Below are 20,412 nucleotides of genomic sequence, written 5' to 3'. Positions count from 1 at the left end.
TGACGCCACTTGCTCTACTTGGGGAGACCCCAAGACCGCAGTGGCTCCCCAATGCCCGATTTAAATTTTGTCAACCAAAGCGCGATCGCAAAGAAGCAAGAACTATTATCAGCTTATGGAAGGTGATGCTATTCATCGCCTCTGGAGTAGGCATGATTTCTGGCAAGATAAATTTAGAACCTAAGTAAAATTTGAGTTGCTGATTATGGGTGAAGCAAAACGTCGTAAAACCACACTAGGGGAAACATACGGTAAAGAGGCTCGGATCTTGTCTTGGATTCCGATCACAAAAACTCAAGGCGAACAATTTGTCGCTTGGACTACTCGTGGTGCTTGGATAGGTATTGGTCTTATGATTGTAGGATGGGCAACAATTCGTTTTATCGGCCCAGCTTTTGGTTGGTGGCAAGTAGTCTATTAATTCTTAATTCATAATTGAATTAGTTGGAGCCTAGATATCCAACTAATTCAAGACTATTAAAAAAGACAATAGACCTCTTGCAAAAATATATTTTTGCACTCTTAGGGAAAAGGTTAAAGGGAAAGGATTTTGAGTTTTTTTACCCTTTTCACGTTCCCCTTTACCCCGACAAATGCCAAGAAGTCTAATGACGCATAAGCATTTTGCCAATAATTACGAATTACGTTAGGGCAATGGTAGCGAGTTTGCCTACTCTATGGGAAAGCAAGCTAGGCACAGCCTCTTGTAGAAAGCGTTATGACGAATTACGAATTAGTTAACTGAATTATTAATAAAAAATAATTACTTTCTTTGGATAGATAATCGAAATATATTATATATTCATTAAATTTGGCAAAACCAAATTAAGATAATAATCCTTCTAAATTACCGTGCTTTGGTTCATACAACTTTTTGAGAATAATCCAAAAATACCTGGAAATATTGCCTAAATGGCAACATTACTCTGCTGCGTTTAGGTATTGTTAGTGCTAAGTTTTTCGATTGTGGATTCTACACTCACATTTGTCTACTAACTACGTCGTACATGTATACTTTATTACATTTAATTTCTGGGAAATACTGAATTTATCATTTTCCCTGTCATCTGTTTAACTTTATATATCTAGGAGGAAGAAATTTGGTATAACTAATCATTTGTCTATACCAAAATCTACGTTAGAAAGAGAACAGACTAAACATCTATGCAAGAGACAGTATAACGATGTAAAACTACACTATGGTATCTAATAACTGTGTATTTGACTGCACATAGCAAATAAAAGCCAAATATGTAGCTTTTTTGTAGTTGACTAGTGCTAGATTTAAGTTACTCTTAAAGCGGATCGCTTACTGTAGGAATGTACTCTGACAGAAGTGTATAAAGATATAGTTAAATTTAGCAATTCTGTCCGAAATTTTGAATTTGCAAACTGAATAGTTTGATACGGCTCTCAAAACCTAGATCCACTACCCTAAACAAGGTAGTCAATTAACGACTCAATATCATCTGTCTGATAATTGTAATGAATAGTTTACAATACCAATGGGTGAGAAAATCTAAAGAAAATATAAAAGAAACTCAAATTACTGTGGTGTCTGGAGGACAAAAGTGTTTCTGAGACTAGCACATCAACATCGACAATTCGTCCAAGACTTAGTAATGAACCTGCAAGCCTTGGCGATTGTATTAGAGCGTCGTGGGTATCCAGCATCCTGCTATACCTGTGGCGACCAAATGAATAGTGCATCGTTTATGGTTAGCTTGGGTGATAACCATCTGATTAGATTTTTAGTGTCCGATTACGGCATTACTTGGACAGAAATGCGCGATGACCGCGAATTAATGAAGCTAGAGGGTGCGGAGGCAATTAGCCAACTAGACGAATTAGCCGATCTTGTCAAGCAATCTATGCAAAGTGATACAGGCTCTAAAACTCTTGCCAAGAAGTATTAAGGTTTCAAAGGTCGGTAGCAAATTAGAAATTGATTATCGGTAACTGTTAATCGTTAATAGTCAGTTAGTTAGCGATCGCTCCTACCCGTTATCTCAATTACCATTAAGTGATTGGCCATAGCTAGCCCATCGCATATTTTTTGTAACTGCCAAAATCTCATGAGCCGGATTTTCAGCCTACCGCTGCGGTCAAAATCACCGTGATTGCACGTTACTAAAATGTCAGATGGTGAATCTGGGCAGTAACAGCAATTATACTGTCAGATACGATACACCTAAAGTCCATTGCCAATTAAAATAAAGGGCGCCCAATAGTACGGATGACTAAAGTCATTAACTGCTGCTACGGGTGCGTTATGACTTATTTCCTTCCAGTTTCCAGTAATTAATGAGACTTGAGCTTGACGTAAAGCTTCAGTTTTACTCAGCTTTTCAGTAGAGAGGATACCATAAAAAGCACTCATGAGTGCTTGCGTACCACCATCATCTACAGACCATAAAGAGGCGATCGCGGCTCTAGCACCGGTTTGTTGCATCTGATAGCCGAAGCCCAAAATTTCTTCACCATTACCTAACTTGCCTCCCAAGCCGGTTTCACAGGCGCTCAACACTACTAAATCTACATTCGGGAGTGACCAAGTGGCGACATTTCTAAAATTAACGCGATCGCCATTCCCGAATAAAATAAATGAATCTTCTGGTTTACCCATCACAAAGGCTGCATGAGTCGCAAAATGGACAATTGTATAATCATCCATTTGGGGTACAGCGACTCTGGGGGTAAAGGCATCGTCTAAAAGCTTCGTAGTTTCAGGAACCGCAGCGGCTAGACTTTCCACCTCCCGCGTTGCAAAGGGTAAACCAGCGAAAGCAACCTGTCGATTCCCAACTTTGATTTCATAATTACCTTTAGTAAAAGCACCTGCTAAAACCCGCAAAGCAGATTGTTTTGGGGTGTTTAAGTTAGTCAGGCTAGCCGATGTAATGTGATTTACATTGAAGCGCTGCACTAGCCATTGTTTGCCATCATATAAAGCAGTTAAAGGAATGTAGCGTAACCGATCGTCTGGAGCGTAAATCAGAGTTTGCGTATCTGATAGCTTTAAGTCTTTCTCTATCGGTTTAATTAGCCAGTCATACAATTGGCGTGCAGGTGCTTTGATATTTCGACTGGGATTGATTAAAGCTTGGCGGAAAGCATCAATTATTTGATGGAGGTTTTCGCGCTTGACAGCAACGGTGCGATGAATTGGTGGGGATTCAGGAGTTACCAATACCAATTCCAAACTATCTTTTAAAATCAGTGGGTAGAGTAGTGCGGATTTTTGCGGTAATCGCGCTAAATTATCTCGAAGTTCGTTGAGACTTTCCAAATCCAAATTTTGCCGCCTAGCTGTACGGCTAATTTGCTCTACCTGTGCTTTCACTGAAGGACTATTGATAAATTCGTTAAATCCATCTAGAAGTTGCTGTTGATTTAAGACTAGTTGCTCGATACGTTGTTTCTGTTCGAGCGATCGCTGTTGGGGAGAAATTTTCCGTAGTGTTGTCAGTTCTTTACCCAGCACAACAGCATTATCCACACTTTGATCCAGCTTTTGTTTAATTGGTTTTTCTGTTGCCGCTATATTAATACCTTTGACAGTACGTTGATTACCCGGCACATTCTGAAGATATTCCTCTAGTTCTTCAACTTTGAGTAAATCCATTGTCCTTTGTGCTTCAGCAACACGTCCCTGTTTCAGCAATCGTTCACCCAAAATGCGATATGTTTGTCTAACAGTTATGTTGTAAGCATCTGGTTGCCGCGCACTCAGTACTGATGGATTCAAGCGAGCTTTCTCACGATTAATCAAGCAATGCTTGTAGAAAAAAATTGCTAACTCTGATTTGTTTTGGATATCGAATAAGTAACCTATATTACTGTAAGTTTTGCCAAGTCGAACCAAATCCCCAAGTTCTTTGTTAATTAATAAGGCTTGCTGATAGGATTGAAGTGCTTCAGAATACTTTTTTTGATTTTGGTAGATTCTGCCGATGTTGTTGAATGTTACTGCTTCCCAAGAGCGCTCTCCAAGTTCTCTGCTGATGGCTAGTGCTTTCTGTAATCTCTGCAACGCTTCTTGCAATTGACCTTGGCGAGATTCTTTGATAGCTTCTTCGTTGAGCCTTGCAATTTCTGAAAGTTGATTATTCTTAGGTAAAGCTTGAGCTTTTTCTCCAGATTCGTACCTCAACCTTGCATTTGTATTTACCTGATTGTTGTCTGGATACACCATCCCAAAACCTAGTAAGCTAAGTAGAGATAAAGTAATAACACTCACATGCCGGAGATTAGGCTGCATAACAAAACACTCCCTATGCTCGGAAGGTCAATATTAAATCAAGAAGTCCGGCAACGCAATTAATTTTTATGCTATTCAATAATTTGGAAAATTTATAGGCACTGAGAAATTTGAAGATGTCAGAAGAAAAACCCAGCCGACCAAAACTACCACCAACCAGCGCCCTTGACAATCCATCCAGTCACGAGTTTGGGAATTGGTTTGAATATCCTGTCAGAGTGCAACCCCACCACACTGACTATGCAGGTGTTGTCTGGCACGGTTCCTACATAGCTTGGATGGAAGAAGCGCGGATTGAATGCTTGCGATCTATAGGGATTGAATTTGCTGATTTAGTCGCTATAGGCTGCGATTTACCAGTTGTAGAACTGTCGGTGCGCTATCACCGTTCAATTCAATTGGGTATGGCAGTGCTGGTAAAAACCCGCATGGCTGAGGTGACAGGTGTCCGCATCAATTGGGATTATGCCATTGTCTCAACTGATGGACAAGAATTATACGTCACGGCTAAGGTGACATTAGTGGCTTTAGATCGCGACAGAGGCAAGATTATGCGTCAGTTACCGCCGAGTTTTAAGGATGCTTTAGCCAAGATTTCAGCATTAAATAACAATTGATTAAGAAAGGTTGTCATTTCATATTTTATACTTCACCTTTCATTAGCAAAAGTGAAGTATAGATTTTTACTTTCCAGTTTGGATCTGCGATAGATTTTGAGCAAACTGCATTACGTAATGCCAAATATCTTGGGGAGTAATGCCAAAACTAATATTTAATAAAACAAGGATTGCCGCAAGAGTTAATGCCGTGCTCACGGTTGCTTTCAGCAACTTCCATAATATTATGAAGACTATCCAAGCTATAATCAACGTAATAATCATATATATTAATTCCTTAATAATTTCCCTTGTCTGAGAGTGGGCTGATTCAGAAAGGGTAAGCTTTTATTTTGGTAATAATCACTGGTATAAAAGATGATAAAACCAATTTTTAATTTTAACTAAAATGGTTTTTTGTGATAATTAGCCTGGGGATATCTTACCGAAAAATCAGATAATTATTTATATGCCATGCTGATTATTTGCAAAGTTTTTGTAAATTTTTGGAATTTTTATCTGAATATCAATTTATAGATATACATAAAAATTATGGCTGATCCGGAAGCCACCGACTATCTTCAATTGGTTTACTTTTTATAGTTAGGTGAGTATGTCTTTGCTATAAAGTGAAATGATTTCTATATTAATTGGATAAAAGGCTGGGGATTAGAGATTGGGGACTAGGCATCAATTTCTAATCCTCAGTCCAATGTGAACTGAAGGTTTTTATCGCAGAGAAATTATCCGCGAGTGAGTTTCTAACTTTTCAGTCGCTGTTAAAACTTCTTGCCTTGCCCATTTATCTGCTGCCAAAATGTCATCTAAAGAGGGATTAGCACGGTTATCATTTTGATGGCGATCGCACACCAATTCGATACACCGAGGAATATCTAAAAACCGAATTTTTTCATCTAAAAATAAAGCTACAGCTTGCTCATTGGCGGCATTCAACACAGCTGGCATCGAACCACCAGCTTTACCCACAGCATAAGCCAACTGCATACAAGGATACTTTTGGTGATCTGGTTCGCGGAAGGTTAAATTTCCAGCTTTGACTAAATCTAGTCGTTCCCAGTTTGTGTAGATGCGATCGGGCCAAGATAGAGCATACAGCAAGGGTAAGCGCATATCTGGCCAACCTAGTTGGGCTAAAACGGAAGTATCTTGCAGTTCAATCAGTGAGTGAATAATGCTCTGGGGATGAATGACAATTTCGATATTGTCATAATCCAACCCAAACAGGAAGTGAGCCTCAATTACTTCCAGTCCTTTATTCATCAAAGTAGCAGAGTCTATTGTGATTTTCCGTCCCATCGACCAATTAGGATGCTTGAGAGCATCAGCAACGGTTACATCTGCTAACTTCTCCACATCCCAGTCGCGGAAAGCTCCACCAGATGCAGTAAGCAAAATTTTCCGCAAGCCATCCTTGGGAACACCTTGGAGGCATTGAAAGATTGCGGAATGTTCGGAATCAGCAGGGAGTAATTTTACACCATGTTTTTCGACTAGGGGTAAAACCACAGGGGCCCCAGCAATCAGAGTTTCTTTGTTTGCTAAGGCAATATCTTTACCAGCTTCAATTGCTGCGATCGTGGGTAGCAAACCAGCACAACCAACAATACCAGTAACAACGGTTTGAGCATCGCCATAACGGGCTACTTCTATTACTCCGGCGTCACCTGCCAGTATAATCGGTTGGGGATCAAGGTCAATGATTGCTTCTTTGAGCGCTGGTAATTTATCTTCTGAGCAAATAGCTACTATTTCTGGCCGAAACTGCCGAATTTGAGCAGCCAACATTTCAACATTGCTCCCAGCTGCCAATCCCACAATCCGAAACTGATCTGGGTACTGAGTGACAATATCTAAAGTCTGAGTACCAATAGAACCAGTGGAACCAACGAGAGTAATCGCTTTCACAATTGCTTAAGGATTTACAGACAACTCTCACTATAAATTGCTTGGGACTCTTTAATCACAGCAATCACTATAATCGATACACTAACGCGCCAAAAAAGAGACGTAGGGAAAATGTACCTGTGTCCTCTTGTCCATATCCCTACACCAGACCCAATCCATTAATTTAAATCTATAGGACTCGTATTTGATTTATGAAAAAAATCAGTACACCCCGAAAAAACTTCTTCCCCGCTTTCTCTTTACGCAAATAATTTCAAAAATTAAAGCAGACTGGTATATTTACCTTTACTTATTAATTTTTAGTCTGATGAAAAAAAAAGATTTGGCAAAAAATACACTTGAACAAAATTATAGTTTCAAAGTTAATGGGTACTTTTTTGTAATTGCGATGTGGCTTTTGAGCAGACTTGTAATTATAGTTGCAATGCAAGTTGTTGCTCCTTTAATATATACATCACCTGTACAACCACATTGGCACCCTCCATATCCGCTAGACTTTTCTCCCGATTTTATTCCTAAACCCAGTTGGGAACTCTTCTCTCATTGGGATGGTAAGTGGTATCGGAGAATTGCACTTGAAGGTTATAACTATGTTGATGATGGAAATCAGTATTCTGTTGCTTTCTATCCTTTATTTCCGTTACTCATTCGCGGGCTGATGACGTTTGGTTTGCCGTTTGAAGTGGCTGGTACACTGTTAAGCAATTTAACTTTTCTTGGTGCGTTGCTTCTTGTGTACTCTTGGACAAAAGAACGTCATGGTATTGATGCTGCAAAATGGGTAATTGCTGTGATGGCTTGGTGTCCTTTTTCTTTATATGGCACAGTAATTTATACTGAAGGACTATTTCTATTTTTGACTACAGCAGCTTTACGAGCATTTGATAACCGTCAGTATGTATGGGCTGCTTTTTGTGGTGCATTAGCTAGTGCGACACGGCCGACAGGAATTACATTACTACCCACGTTCATTTTCGTAGCATGGATAGAACGGAGATCCCTAAGCGCCTATATAGCGGGTCTCTTTGTAGCAGTGGGGATACTTTTATTCTCTGTATATTGCGCTATTAGTTTTGGAGATCCTTTAGCATTCGTTCATGTACATAAGGCATGGGCGCAACCGAGTTGGTGGTATATATTTACGGATGCTATATTAGTGGGCAAAGATAGTTTGATTAAAGTTGTTATGGTCTTTGGTGGCGGCTATTTGTTGTGGCACTACCGCACCCAACTTAACAATGTTGCTACAATATACGGTTTTTGCTCTTTGTTAATGCTAATATTCTCTGGAGCCCTGGCGTCTATTAATCGTTATGCTTACGGTATTGTATCGCTCTCGCTTGCATTAGGCTTGTTGTTTTCCAAGCAGCAACGTTGGAAATATATAGTATTTATTTGGTTTATCATATTGCTCTTTGTTTATGCGATCAACTTTACTATTTGGAATTGGGTCGCTTAGGGACTTTCAAATCAAAAAATATCCACAAAACTGACGAAACAACTCTCTCCCCTTCATTTCTCTGTGTTCTCTGCGTCTCTTTGGTTCGTTCATTTGGGTAATTTTTTTATTAGCAATCTCTTATGCAAATTTCACCGAATTTAAGACAGCAATGCCTACGGCGGACTGCGCCTCAGCTCACTGCTTTGAACACGCAAATACTGATAAAAAGAAAAGTTGGATAGCCTGTTAGCTCTCAATTGTCAATATTTCAAAAAAATTAGTATCTTAGCCGCGTAGAGTAGAAATATGCTTATGCAAATTGCACTTGGCACAAAGAATTGGCAATATGGTTGGGTTCAACACCCACTTGGCGGGATTCTAGACCCATTATCTCTTGTTATTTGCCGTGCTCGTTGAATATTAGGCGCTTTTGTGATACTACTAGCCAAAATAGCTGTAGGATTTGCCCAAGAGATTGGATTGCTTAGAGGGTTTAATCCATTATTGCTAAAAAATTGAATTTAAATTTCCTAATGAATGTATCCAATCAAACGAAGATAGTGATCGCTTCATTATTTCTAGGTGTAGGTGCCATATCTTTTGGCTCTATTTTTATGAAATTGAGCGAAATTGAACTCAGCCCCAGCGCTACTGTATTTAATCGCTTTTGGCTTGCTAGTGTGGTCTTTTTTCTGTGGCATGGATACAAGGCAGTACGGCAGCGATTTTCTGGAGACAAACCTGTAGAACAGCAGCCCTACACCAGCCAGGATATTTTGCTGTTGCTAGGTGCTGGTATTCTTTGGGCTGCCACTTTAGTTTTGTTGGCTTGGTCGCTGACTCAAACTAGCGTTGCAATTTCTAGTGTGTTGCATAATCTCGCTCCCATATTTACTAGCTTAGGGGTGTGGCTGTTATTTCGTCAGCGTTTTGAGAACCAATTCCTGATTGGGATGGTTATCGCCCTTGGCGGAGCGATCGCTATTGAATTTGAGGAGTTGCAAATTGCTACAGACGAGGTTCAAGGAAGCTTGGCTGCCATCGTTTCGGCGGTTTTATTGAGTGCATACTTGGTGATCGTAGAAAAATTACGAACCAAATTTTCTCCAGCTACAATTCAATTGTGGATCTGTGCGATCGCGGCTTTAGCGATCCTCCCCATACTTTTGTTTACTCAAGATCAGCTTTTTCCTTCTACAGTCAGTGGGTGGCTTTGGGTAATTTGCTTGGCGCTAATTTGCCAAGTTTTAGGTCATGGGCTTTTGACCTATAGCCTTGCCAAGTTTTCCTCTGTGATTGTCTCCTTGGTGCATCTGTTAGAGCCAGTATTTAGCGGCATTTTTGCTCTGGTAATTTTTTCGGAAACATTAACTTTCTCAAATTGGGTAGGTTTCGCTGTAGTTTTAATGGGTTTATACTTAGCCGTATCTAGCCAAGATACTGTTAATTTGCCGTTCCAAGAATCAGTCAAAAATATAATTAACACTTTCGTTCAAAGTATGACGATTAAAGTGTCATTCCTAAAGCAACAATTCTCCGAAACACCAGCTTTATTAGGAACTGTCTCATTATTGTTTGCTCTAATTCCCATATCTTTAGCACCATCTCTGACCAAATTGTGTCAACAAGAAATTGGTGCAAATGCTGTAGTATTTCATCGCAGTTGGATTGCGACGGTTGTCTTTGGTTTGTGGAATGGACTTGAGGCTTTCCGCTACCAACAATCTATTGAAGGAGGCAGGAGGCAGGGGGCAGGAAATAATATTACTCCTACCTTGCTTGATAAACAATCTATAGAACAGAAGCCTTTTACAAGTCAAGAAGTGTGGCTATTGTTGGCAATGGGAACCTCTGCTGGAACCTACCTTCTATTGTGGGCTTGGTCGCTGAGTCAAACTAGTGTTGCCAACGTGGCTTTACTGTCTAATTTGAACTCCCTATTTGTTGCTTTGGCAGGGTATTTATTATTTGGTCGGCGTTTCGACAACAGATTTGTGATTGGTCTGATCGTTGCTTTGGGAGGAGCGATCGCATTTGAACTCAATAAGGTACAATTTGCAACCGATCAAATATTAGGTGATGCATTAGCATTGCTAACTGCGGTTTTCATGGCTACGTGTATGCTGCTGATAGAAAGACTCCGAGCCAAATTTAGTACTGCAACTATCATGCTGTGGCGCTGTGGAGTGACAACAATGTTTCTACTACCAGTGCTACCATTCCTCGAAAATAGACTATTCCCCTATTCCTGGACGGGTTGGTTTTTCATCATTTTTCAAGCTCTTTTCTGTCAAGTGCTGGGTCAGGGACTTTTAGCTTATAGCCTCAGTAGAATATCTTCAGGCGTTGTCGCCGTCACACTTCTTCTAGAACCAGTTCTAGCTTCTATTTTTGCTTGGTTCATTTTTTCAGAACAAGTAGGTTTGTTTGACTGGGCTACTTTTGCCGTAGTTTTAGCAGGTATCTATCTAGCCCAATCGAGTCAATCGATTCTTCAAGTAACAAATGAAGGCTCGTAGTAGCATGACAGGTAGTAAGGAACTTCCAGTTAAAAAAATATCCCGTCGTAGGGGCACAAGGCCTTGCGCCCCTACAAATCTATAAATAATTTTGGATAATTTATTTTTGCAAGTCCTTAAACAAAGATAAGCTGTTACACATTTAACTTTGTATAAGTAGTTTGGGCAATATGTCCAAACTACAAAACTTTGATGAAATTTATATTAGCGTGGGTAGGGTACTTTTGTACCTTAGCAATTTAAAATATGATGTAGTATTTGGACACAGCGAACTAAACTGATACAATTTCTAACAAAGAGAAATTAATGAAGATGAAAATAGTTAGAGATATCTTACATATTTAACTTATGGTGAAATCAGTGTAAATCCTTGAACCGATCCGATAATTTTACTATTAGTTAAATTGATTTGCTGCAAAGCCCCATCGTCTAACAGTAAATAAGATTTATTAGATAACATTTGTTGTAAAGTGGGCAGAGGTGCAGGAGTTACCTTGCAATCACAGTAAAAGTCTAAACTGGGACGCCCATAAGCAAAAGAAGTGTAAATTTGTGTTCCTGTTGAAACATTTGCTCGAATTAATTCAGCTACTGGTTTAACTGGAAAAGCTTCTTTTAATTCCCAAATCCATGATTGCGAACTCATTAACAGTGCTAAAACTAAGTACATCCCAGAAAATAGCACTGGAATAAAGTTGCGATCGCGGTGTCTAATTAGCCATACTGCGATGCTCATACTTATTGCCAAAACAAGGCTCATGACTATGAGACTAGGCTCTTTCTTGGCAAGAATAAAGTAAACACAACCCCCTAAACCAGCAATGGCGATAATAGCCAGAAATATTGTCAAACTTCGCACCTTAAAATGACCATACTGCCAAATGTCGCTAAGTTTTGCACCAATTGCCAAAGCTAAAAATGGATATACAGGCATAACATACCACGGGAGCTTAGTTCTCATTAAAGAGATAGTTCCTAAGTAAATAATTGTGCCAATAATAATTAAACTACCCCAGGTAGTATGACGTTTTTTCCAAGCTAGATAAAAACCTCCTGGTAAAAATAGTAGCCAAGGAAAACTATACTTAATTAACTCAATTAAATAGTACCAGGGTGGCCCACTATGACCTTCAACAGATCGTGTCAGGCGATCAAAGGTTTGTGTTTGAAAGTTCACTTGGAAGAAAGTTTCGCCATAATGTTGCCATTGAGCGACAAACCAAGCGATCGCAGGTGCATTTCCTAAAAATATTCCCGCTAATAAATAGGGGCTTGTTAACAAAGCAAACTGCCGATCTGCAATCAGGAATAGACAAGCGATCGCTCCTAGTGGCAAAACTATCATCCCTTTCGTAAGAGTGATTAACCCTAGACAAAATCCCACGCCTAGAGCATATCGACGATTCTGGCGTGCTTTTAGCAAACAAAACAACAGCAGCAAGAAAAAGGTAATAGTTGTACCATCTAGCATTGCTAGCCTTCCATGACGCAGCACAGGCAACATCGTTAGGTAAACTAAAGCGCTAAACAGAGCTGGTAAACTTTGGTTAAAAAGCAAACATCCCACCAAGTAAAGCAAAGGCACTCCCAAGGCAGTTAACACTGCACCCGGTAGACGCGTTGTCCACTCATTCACACCTGCGATCGAGTAAGTCCAAGCAATTAATAAGTGCATCAGGGGTGGCTTATTATGATAAGGTTCTCCTCCCAAGGTGGGGTAGAGCCAATGCATTGAACCAAATGGGGCGCGCCAAATTTCACGGGCAACCTGTGCCACAGTACCTTCATCCCAATCTCGCAAAGGGGAGTTTCCCAAAAATATCAGCCATAGAAATAGAGATATTATCAGTAAGCTAAATAACCATTCTTTTTCTCGGAATAGACGCATATTTAAAATCGGGATAATCATCTCCAACCTCTAGGATTTCCCTACTAAAGCCTGCTTTATATGGCATCATAGCAGCTTGGTAAACCAGTCTTAATATTACAGCAAAGTATTCAACAACCTTTGCTGAAAGAATAGATACTTTGACATGAGTTCATAATTTTGAAATACAGCGGTTCTCAGTTGAGTGAGGTACAAGAACCCCACCCCCAACCCCCTCCCCGCAAGCGAGGAGGGGAATATGATGTACCTCATGTGATTAGTAAACGCCATAATAGATAGAATTTATGACAAAATAATTCTTCTCAAGATATTGCTGAATTGAATAAGTTTCATTATGTCTTACTTAATGTTGCCATCCAGGTTGGGCTGCAACTTCAAAATCTCTTTCTAACTTAGGAAATGTTTGAAAAAATCGGTCAATTTTTAAATTGGAATATCAACAGGGTGATGTATATCTTTTTGAAAAAGCTATTAGTTAATAATATTCCAAACTACTGTAGTAACTCTTTACCTTCTCGTTGAGCAAGTTAGCGATCGCTTGCTCATACTCCTGCCAAGAAGCCCAAGTTCATATATGTGTCGGTAACTGGGTCTAAGTTTCACTGATTGCCTAACCCTTCTGCCAGATGGATAGCCTTTTAAGGGGGGTTAGGGGGATCTTCCGGGGTCATCTTAACAATGACTGATTCGGCGTTAACTGGCTCTCAAAACGGCTGTAAACAATTTGGGTTGGATACCAACAAGAAAACCAGTACAAATCTTGCATAACTTTGCAAGAACTACTCTCATCTGCTAACTCGAAGTGAACTAGAGCTAAATTATTCAATCCAACTACCTCTCGTCCCTCCTGAAACCAACGAGATTTCCAAAAAATCAGAGGTTGTAACCATTTCCATTTGGCATTTTCGGCTCGCTTCCAAGGAGCTATCAAGGATAATATATCTGCTGTATAGGTGGAAGTCTGAACACTGTTTCTAGGTATCCACTCCAGCACACAATGCCAGTCAGGGTTATTCAGTAGGTGACGATTATGGTGTAATTGTTTCTCGGAAATTTCTACCATATTGGGTGGATTAATCCAGCCGATCCAATGTCGTACCTTTTCTGGTAGCAGCCAATCTTTTAATCGTGTATGAATCAGCCGCGTCAACATCTCTTCGTTCTTCAATGCACTAGCGGTTAACTGTACCAAGACAGATTGTAATTTGGAATGGGTGCGTGCATAAGATAAGTGAGCAACAGAACTGTAGTGAATATCCCCAGATAAAATCACGACTTGTTGACGTTCCTCAAACAAAGTAGTTAGGAATTTCGCCAGTGCTTCAACATTGATATTCCAGGCATCTCCAACATCTGTTGAAAAAACTTTCTCCTGGTTTAAGTGCCAATGATGAATCCAATCAATCACTTGTAATCCAAAAACATTTGTGGGCGCAATCACAAATGTAGTTTTAATCTGAGTTTGTTCAGTTACTTGTTGTAAAGGTAAAAGTAGTTGTTGCTCAAAAGCCTTTGGACACAACAGCATCGGCGGCGCAATTGGTTTTTGATCGGCTGGATAACCTCGCCATGTACGGGTATCCAGCACAATTACTTCATGGCAATCGCTGCGGACTATATAATGCCAAGTCAGCGCTTCCGGATCTCGATCCAGAATAAATACTGCACCGTCTCGGACTAAAACAGGTAAGTTTGTGTGGGGGTCGATGGCTGGCATACCTAGATAACGAGCGATCGCCTGATTAGCTTTTGCATCTCTCCCTTGAGAAGCTGACCAAGCTTGTGCAGCCGCCAACAGCTTTTCACCTGATTTTCCTTGTGCAAATTGCTCTGGTGTATTGCCCCAACCTTGAAATACTGTATAAGCTAACAATGCATTTTGGACTATTCTTCGCCCTAATGGTTGCCCCAGCACGCGCAAACACCAAGCTTGGTTTAAATTCCAGTCATCAGTAACATCATGGTCATCAAAGATGCTGTGCATGGGGATATTGGCAAGGGCGCGGCGCACTTTCCAAAGGGTATAGATGAATTGTCGCAAATGCTTGACTGCGCGATTCCAGTCTTTGATAGCATGGCGATCGCGCATTACTTGCTGCCCTTTGGGAAATGTTGTCGGCCAGCACACTGGCGACCAAGCGAGTAAATAAGTAGCGTAATATTCACCCAGACTGAAAAGATGACTATTGACTTTCTCTGCTTTATTATGTAGTCCTGCCGTCAAACCAGCTTGATTTGTTGCCACATCAGCCCGCTCTCTAGGGGGTAGCTGCTGGGGAGTGCAGTACACTCCATTCACCGGCAGTCGTTCTTCCCAACCCAAGAGGGCATCACCAAGAGTAGTGGCAACCCACAGAGATGGTTCTGCTACATCATCTCCATAAATTTGATCTCCGGTGAGGAACAGCTGGTGAGGGCGGTGCTGGGGTTGATTTGCTGACGCCTGAATCATACTATCGAGAATTGGCAGTGCATCAAACCCATGCCCATGAGGTTTACGGCAGGAAGCATGGACAATTTGCAAATCTTGAAGACGGTTTGGCGGTAGAGCAAAGGTTGGTTTTTGATGATCGAAGTAGCTGATGCTAACTGGAGGAGAGGAGTTTGAACATAATGCTTGTTGCATTTGCAGGGTTTGGTCAGCAACATTAAACTGGAGGTCGTATGCATAGATGTGACCTCCAGTTAGGCGATGTCCAATTGTAGACTGAGCCGTGATGGCAACTACATGAAGATACTTACCCAGAGCAAAGGTAGAGCGTTCTCCCTCCAATAAGCAATTTCCTAGTGTTTCACCATCATTTGTTGTGTCATAAACCTTAAGTTCTACCTGACAAGACTGTTTCAGTGCCATCCATACTGTCACAGACTCTGGCTCAGTATGTTTGAGGATTGGCCCCCCTAAAATCAGTGGTAGTTCTTGTAAAAACTCGTCCCCAACTTGATACTTCATTGCAAACAGTTGACATGATGGTGTTTTAGATGTGTTACTTTGCTCCTAAATTGGTAGCCCCAACTCATCTAATCACCAATCATGCATCAATTCTCATCTGTTTAACATCAGTTTATAGCGCAAATAGATTGCAGCCTAAAAACTCAGGGACGAGTGAGACGCGCATCCCATGAAAGTGATTATTTTAGGGAAATCCAAGAAATAAATTATCCAATCTTGTGGGGTGGACAACATGAGTGCTCAGTTTATATGGCGGGCAAGATGCCCACCCCACAATCAATAATTGAATATTTTTTTATTTGGAAGTCCCTTAGTTAATTAATTCCGCGCGATACCTTCTTCCCGCGCGGCACGTTGCACAGCAGCAGCAACAGCAGTGACAACGCGCTCATCAAAGACTGAAGGAATAATATGTTCCCGATTCAAGTCTGAAGGCTTAACTAAAGAAGCGATCGCACTTGCGGCTTCTAGGTACATTTTGATGGTAATTGTCTGTGCCCGACAATCTAAAGCACCACGGAATACCCCAGGAAAAGCGAGGACGTTATTGATTTGATTTGGGTAGTCGCTACGACCGGTAGCGATGACAGCAACATCTTTACTGATTAATTCTGGCTGAATCTCTGGAATCGGATTTGCCATTGCAAAGATAATTGGATCTTTGGCCATCGATTGCACCATTTCTGGTGTCAAAACTCCTGGTGCGCTGACACCAATAAACACATCTGCTCCTTGCATTGCACCCGCTAATGTACCCTGACCTTTCACAGCAAATTCGAGTTTTTCCTCTGTCAAATCGGTGCGATTGGTAGAGATAATCCCTTTAGAGTCGCACATCCAGATTTTTTCTGCCCCAGCTTTACGGAGTAACCGAGCGATCGCCACTCCCGCCGCCCCAGCACCGTTAATCACAATCTTGATTTCTGCTAAGGATTTATGTACCAGTTTCAGGGAATTAAACAACGCTGCCAAGGTGACAATTGCTGTACCGTGCTGATCGTCGTGAAAAACGGGGATATCTAACTCTCGGCGTAATCTCTTTTCGATTTCAAAGCAGCGAGGTGCAGCAATATCCTCTAAATTCACGCCTCCAAACACCGGAGCAATATTCTTAACTGCTTGGATAATTTCTTCTGTATCTTGGGTGGCGAGACAGATAGGAAAAGCATCCAGCCCCGCAAATTCCTTGAATAGCATGGCTTTACCTTCCATGACTGGTAGGGCGGCAGCTGGCCCGAGATTTCCCAAACCTAAAACGGCACTACCATCGGTAACAATGGCAACAGTGTTTTGTTTGATGGTTAAGTTGTAAACTTCCTCTGGATCTTGAGCGATCGCTGTACAAATTCGACCAACTCCGGGGGTGTAAGCCATTGCTAAATCAGACACACTCTTCAGGGGAATTCTGCTAGCAATGCTGATTTTGCCACCACGATGCAAATTAAAGGTGCGATCGTAAACACTAAGTAACTTGATATCTGGCAACACCTTGATTGCTTGTACAATCGTTTCAGCGTGTTCAGTACTAGCAGCATCCACAGTAATATCGCGGGTGGACTCTTTGCGGGTTTGCTCGATTAAATCAATTTGACCAAGATTACCGCCAGTAGTTGCGATCGCCTGAGTTACCGATGCCAACATTCCTACACGATTTGGAATCTGTAAGCGCAGTGTCAAACTAAAACTAGAATTAGGAGTTAGGTTTGCCATGTTGATTTTGGATTTTAAGTTTTAGATTTTATATTGAATTGAGACAAAAATTAAAATCTGAGATTTGTAGTCTGTGGAAACACAATGTATGTATCCAGGGATAACCTTCAGTAGTTAGTTTACTCACTGCTTACAGTTTTGATAATTATTTTTATTTATACCAATGCATTTACTAATATAAATGAGCAACAATTTAGTAATTGTACCCAAATACACCAGATATTTTTTTATATTTTATCTATGTAAATATTTGTATAACTATAGCTTTATGCATGAAAAAAGCGCCCTCTAGACAGAGAGCGCAGTGAATTTTAAATTACAATTAACCGTGAATTACAGGTGCGTAGGCGTAGCCCCTCGTAGACATCGTTGCCAAAGGTACTGCCTCACCCGCCGCTAAATCCAAGGGGAAGTTGTGAGCATTGCGCTCGTGCATCACTTCTATACCCAAATTGGCCCGGTTCAGTACATCAGCCCATGTATTAACTACATGACCTTTGGAGTCAAGAATTGATTGGTTAAAGTTGAACCCGTTAAGGTTAAACGCCATCGTACTGATGCCCAATGCCGTCAACCAGATACCAACTACAGGCCAAGCTGCTAAGAAAAAGTGCAAGGAACGCGAGTTGTTAAAGCTGGCATATTGCCAGATTAACCGCCCAAAGTAACCGTGAGCCGCTACAATGCTATAGGTTTCTTGTTCTTGCCCAAACCTGTAACCATAGTTTATAGATTCAGCTTCTGTTGTCTCTCTGACTAGAGAGGAAGACACTAAAGAACCGTGCATTGCTGCGAAAAAAGCACCGCCGAACACCGCAGCTACACCGAATTCATGGAATGGGTGCATGAGAATGTTATGCTCGGCTTGGAATACCAACATGAAGTTAAATGTGCCGCTAATCCCCAGAGGCATCCCGTCAGAAAAGCTACCTTGACCAATCGGATAAATTAAAAAAACCGAAGTCGCAGCAGCTACAGGAGCAGAGTAAGCTACGCAAATCCAAGGACGCATTCCTAGACGATAGCTTAACTCCCATTGCCGACCAAGCCAGCAGAAAATACCAATCAGAAAGTGCAGGACAATGAGCTGATAAGGGCCACCGTTGTAGAGCCATTCATCCATTGAAGCAGCTTCCCAAATGGGGTAAAAGTGCAAACCAATCGCGTTAGATGTAGGTACAACAGCACCAGTGATGACGTTATTGCCGTATAATAAAGAACCAGAAACTGGCTCCCTAATTCCGTCAATATCAACGGGTGGTGCAGCAATAAAGGCAATAATGAAACAAATGGTAGCGGTCAATAGGGTAGGAATCATTAAAACCCCGAACCAGCCGATATAAAGCCGATTGTCGGTGCTAGTAATCCATTGACAGAAACGATCCCACAGGCTGCCGCTTTCGCTTCTTCCTAAAGTTGTGGACATAACTGTGTTGTTTATAAGCTGACAACAAACTTTCCCAATTCTCAGGAATTGAGACTTATAGTGTTTTCAAGGACTTTCGCCAAATACTTTCTCCCTAATAGCCGGGGCTCTCTGGAATTTACCTCGCACCAAAAATGCTGTTAACTAACTTCCCCAGGGAGACTGTGTAAAAAAGGGAAAACTTTCCCGGCTCCTAATATCACGTTTTACATTAATAATTTGTATTTTTCAAGACATTATTTTTAAGTTTTGCTAAGTTAAATCCTGAACAAACTCTAGCGTGTTCTTTTGAATTTAAACCTTGTTGCAGTACTGCTAAAACTGTCGTCATATCACCTGTAATTAGTGAGGTGGGAGCTAACCACAAACCTGGAAATACTCTACTTTTAATCACCCTATCTGCATCTGGTGCGATAGCTTGAATCTAACAAAAAAAGCGCCCTCCATTTGTGGAGGGCGCTTTTTATCTAACAAATACTGAAGTATTAACCGTTGATAGCAGGAGCAGTCATTGCTACAGGTGTAATTTCACCAGCAGCCAAATCTAGAGGGAAGTTGTGAGCGTTACGCTCGTGCATTACTTCCATACCCAGGTTAGCGCGGTTGATTACGTCTGCCCAGGTGCTGATAACGCGACCTTGGGAGTCAATGATTGATTGGTTGAAATTGAAACCGTTCAAGTTGAATGCCATCGTGCTGATACCCAAAGCGGTGAACCAGATACCGACGACAGGCCAAGCTGCTAGGAAGAAGTGCAGCGAACGGCTGTTGTTGAAAGAAGCGTATTGGAAGATTAAACGACCGAAGTAACCGTGGGCTGCAACGATATTGTAGGTTTCTTCTTCTTGACCGAACTTGTAACCGTAGTTTTGTGATTCGGTTTCGGTGGTTTCACGCACCAAGGAAGAAGTTACTAGAGAACCGTGCATTGCAGAGAACAATGAACCGCCGAATACACCAGCCACACCTAACATGTGGAAGGGGTGCATCAAGATGTTGTGTTCTGCTTGGAACACAATCATGAAGTTGAAGGTTCCAGAGATACCCAAAGGCATACCATCAGAGAAAGAACCTTGACCAATTGGGTAGATCAAGAATACTGCGGTAGCGGAAGCCAAAGGCGCGCTGTAAGCTACACAGATCCAAGGACGCATACCTAAGCGGTAAGAAAGTTCCCACTGACGACCAAGGTAGGCAGCGCAACCGAGCAAGAAGTGTAAAATTACTAACTGGTAAGGGCCGCCATTGTACAACCACTCATCTAAGGAAGCTGCTTCCCAAATTGGGTAGAAGTGCAAGCCGATGGCGTTTGAAGAAGGAACAACTGCACCAGAGATGATGTTGTTTCCGTAGATCAAAGAACCTGCAACTGGTTCGCGGATGCCGTCGATGTCCACAGGAGGAGCAGCGATGAAAGCAATTACGAAGCAGGTTGTAGCAGCTAGTAGGGTTGGGATCATAAGTACACCAAACCAACCGATGTATATGCGGTTGTCGGTGCTGGTGATCCACTCGCAAAAGCGATCCCATACATTAGCGTCGGAGCGCCGTTGTAAGGTTGTGGTCATTGTTTTATAAGTGCTATGGATTGTTAAATATGGAACAAGCGGAGTTTATTTCGCCTGCTGAAATACAGTCTACATGAATTTACTTTGATGCAATCTGTGACTTAATATTCTGTAATATAATTCT

General features: G+C 41.3%; 15 protein-coding genes. 6 read left to right on the top strand and 9 right to left on the bottom strand.

Features of this window, described 5'->3' with window-relative positions:
• The 3 genes from RMY16_RS25435 to RMY16_RS25425 all read left to right on the top strand — a co-directional run.
• Positions 1–188: hypothetical protein (locus RMY16_RS25435; RefSeq protein WP_322738684.1), on the top strand; the 188-nt coding region annotated here is incomplete at its 5' end.
• A gap of 17 nt (positions 189–205) precedes the next feature.
• Complete coding sequence (locus tag RMY16_RS25430; protein ID WP_322738683.1) at positions 206–421, top strand: DUF2839 domain-containing protein; 216 nt, start codon at positions 206–208, stop codon at positions 419–421.
• 1,150 nt (positions 422–1,571) lie between these two features.
• Entirely contained in the window at positions 1,572–1,916 is a 345-nt protein-coding gene (locus RMY16_RS25425; RefSeq protein WP_094350113.1) for a DUF1815 family protein, read from the top strand.
• A gap of 275 nt (positions 1,917–2,191) precedes the next feature.
• Here RMY16_RS25425 and RMY16_RS25420 read toward each other — a convergent pair whose 3' ends face one another.
• Positions 2,192–4,261 (bottom strand): CHAT domain-containing protein, encoded by a 2,070-nt coding sequence (locus RMY16_RS25420; RefSeq protein ID WP_322738682.1) that lies wholly within the window; start codon positions 4,259–4,261, stop codon positions 2,192–2,194.
• Between the two features lie 116 nt (positions 4,262–4,377).
• On the opposite strand from RMY16_RS25420, the gene RMY16_RS25415 reads away from it, so the two are divergent.
• Positions 4,378–4,878 carry a thioesterase family protein gene (locus RMY16_RS25415; protein ID WP_322738681.1) on the top strand — a complete coding sequence of 167 codons (501 nt, stop codon included), beginning with the start codon at positions 4,378–4,380 and terminating at the stop codon, positions 4,876–4,878.
• A gap of 66 nt (positions 4,879–4,944) precedes the next feature.
• Here the strand turns inward: RMY16_RS25415 and RMY16_RS25410 are convergent, their stop codons facing one another.
• Together RMY16_RS25410 and dxr are read right to left on the bottom strand one after the other, a co-directional pair.
• Complete coding sequence (locus tag RMY16_RS25410; protein ID WP_228013002.1) at positions 4,945–5,142, bottom strand: hypothetical protein; 198 nt, start codon at positions 5,140–5,142, stop codon at positions 4,945–4,947.
• A gap of 444 nt (positions 5,143–5,586) precedes the next feature.
• On the bottom strand, positions 5,587–6,783 hold the full coding sequence (dxr, locus tag RMY16_RS25405) for a 1-deoxy-D-xylulose-5-phosphate reductoisomerase (protein ID WP_322660143.1): 1,197 nt from the start codon (positions 6,781–6,783) through the stop codon (positions 5,587–5,589).
• A gap of 184 nt (positions 6,784–6,967) precedes the next feature.
• Here dxr and RMY16_RS25400 point away from each other — a divergent pair, with 184 nt between their 5' ends.
• The gene (locus tag RMY16_RS25400) at positions 6,968–8,242 is read left to right on the top strand and encodes a hypothetical protein (protein ID WP_322738680.1); all 1,275 of its coding nucleotides are present in this window, start codon (positions 6,968–6,970) and stop codon (positions 8,240–8,242) included.
• A 515-nt stretch (positions 8,243–8,757) separates the two neighbouring features.
• Positions 8,758–10,743, top strand: coding sequence for a DMT family transporter (locus RMY16_RS25395; RefSeq protein ID WP_322738679.1), 1,986 nt, complete (start codon positions 8,758–8,760; stop codon positions 10,741–10,743).
• Positions 10,744–11,089: 346 nt separating this feature from the next.
• Here RMY16_RS25395 and RMY16_RS25390 read toward each other — a convergent pair whose 3' ends face one another.
• The 6 genes from RMY16_RS25390 to psbA (RMY16_RS25365) form a co-directional block, all read right to left on the bottom strand.
• Positions 11,090–12,631 carry a glycosyltransferase family 39 protein gene (locus RMY16_RS25390; RefSeq protein ID WP_322738685.1) on the bottom strand — a complete coding sequence of 514 codons (1,542 nt, stop codon included), beginning with the start codon at positions 12,629–12,631 and terminating at the stop codon, positions 11,090–11,092.
• Between the two features lie 667 nt (positions 12,632–13,298).
• The gene (locus tag RMY16_RS25385) at positions 13,299–15,584 is read right to left on the bottom strand and encodes a PhoD-like phosphatase (RefSeq protein WP_322738678.1); all 2,286 of its coding nucleotides are present in this window, start codon (positions 15,582–15,584) and stop codon (positions 13,299–13,301) included.
• Positions 15,585–15,902: 318 nt separating this feature from the next.
• A complete protein-coding gene (locus RMY16_RS25380; RefSeq protein ID WP_322738677.1) occupies positions 15,903–17,294 on the bottom strand; it encodes a malic enzyme-like NAD(P)-binding protein in 1,392 nt (463 codons plus the stop codon).
• 322 nt (positions 17,295–17,616) lie between these two features.
• A complete protein-coding gene (psbA, locus tag RMY16_RS25375) occupies positions 17,617–18,720 on the bottom strand; it encodes a photosystem II q(b) protein (protein ID WP_322738676.1) in 1,104 nt (367 codons plus the stop codon).
• A 211-nt stretch (positions 18,721–18,931) separates the two neighbouring features.
• Positions 18,932–19,114, bottom strand: a complete 183-nt coding sequence (locus tag RMY16_RS25370) for a hypothetical protein (protein ID WP_416211704.1) — start codon at positions 19,112–19,114, stop codon at positions 18,932–18,934.
• A 91-nt stretch (positions 19,115–19,205) separates the two neighbouring features.
• Positions 19,206–20,288, bottom strand: a complete 1,083-nt coding sequence (gene psbA / locus RMY16_RS25365) for a photosystem II q(b) protein (RefSeq protein WP_322660126.1) — start codon at positions 20,286–20,288, stop codon at positions 19,206–19,208.
• Positions 20,289–20,412: the final 124 nt, after the last annotated feature.

Source organism: Nostoc sp. DedQUE12b (assembly GCF_034530835.1).
Classification (GTDB): Bacteria; Cyanobacteriota; Cyanobacteriia; order Cyanobacteriales; family Nostocaceae; genus Nostoc.
Note: the sequence above shows the minus strand (reverse complement) of the source record. Positions and strands in the feature narration are given on the sequence as shown.

Excerpts from the sequence above, each read along its gene's own strand:
- RMY16_RS25430 (WP_322738683.1), top strand. The coding sequence starts at position 206 with ATGGGTGAAGCAAAACGTCGTAAAACCACACTAGGGGAAACATACGGT.
- RMY16_RS25420 (WP_322738682.1), bottom strand. The coding sequence starts at position 4,261 with ATGCAGCCTAATCTCCGGCATGTGAGTGTTATTACTTTATCTCTACTT.
- RMY16_RS25415 (WP_322738681.1), top strand. The coding sequence starts at position 4,378 with ATGTCAGAAGAAAAACCCAGCCGACCAAAACTACCACCAACCAGCGCC.
- RMY16_RS25410 (WP_228013002.1), bottom strand. The coding sequence starts at position 5,142 with ATGATTATTACGTTGATTATAGCTTGGATAGTCTTCATAATATTATGG.
- RMY16_RS25395 (WP_322738679.1), top strand. The coding sequence starts at position 8,758 with ATGAATGTATCCAATCAAACGAAGATAGTGATCGCTTCATTATTTCTA.
- RMY16_RS25390 (WP_322738685.1), bottom strand. The coding sequence starts at position 12,631 with ATGCGTCTATTCCGAGAAAAAGAATGGTTATTTAGCTTACTGATAATA.
- RMY16_RS25385 (WP_322738678.1), bottom strand. The coding sequence starts at position 15,584 with ATGAAGTATCAAGTTGGGGACGAGTTTTTACAAGAACTACCACTGATT.
- RMY16_RS25380 (WP_322738677.1), bottom strand. The coding sequence starts at position 17,294 with ATGGCAAACCTAACTCCTAATTCTAGTTTTAGTTTGACACTGCGCTTA.
- psbA (WP_322738676.1), bottom strand. The coding sequence starts at position 18,720 with ATGTCCACAACTTTAGGAAGAAGCGAAAGCGGCAGCCTGTGGGATCGT.
- psbA (WP_322660126.1), bottom strand. The coding sequence starts at position 20,288 with ATGACCACAACCTTACAACGGCGCTCCGACGCTAATGTATGGGATCGC.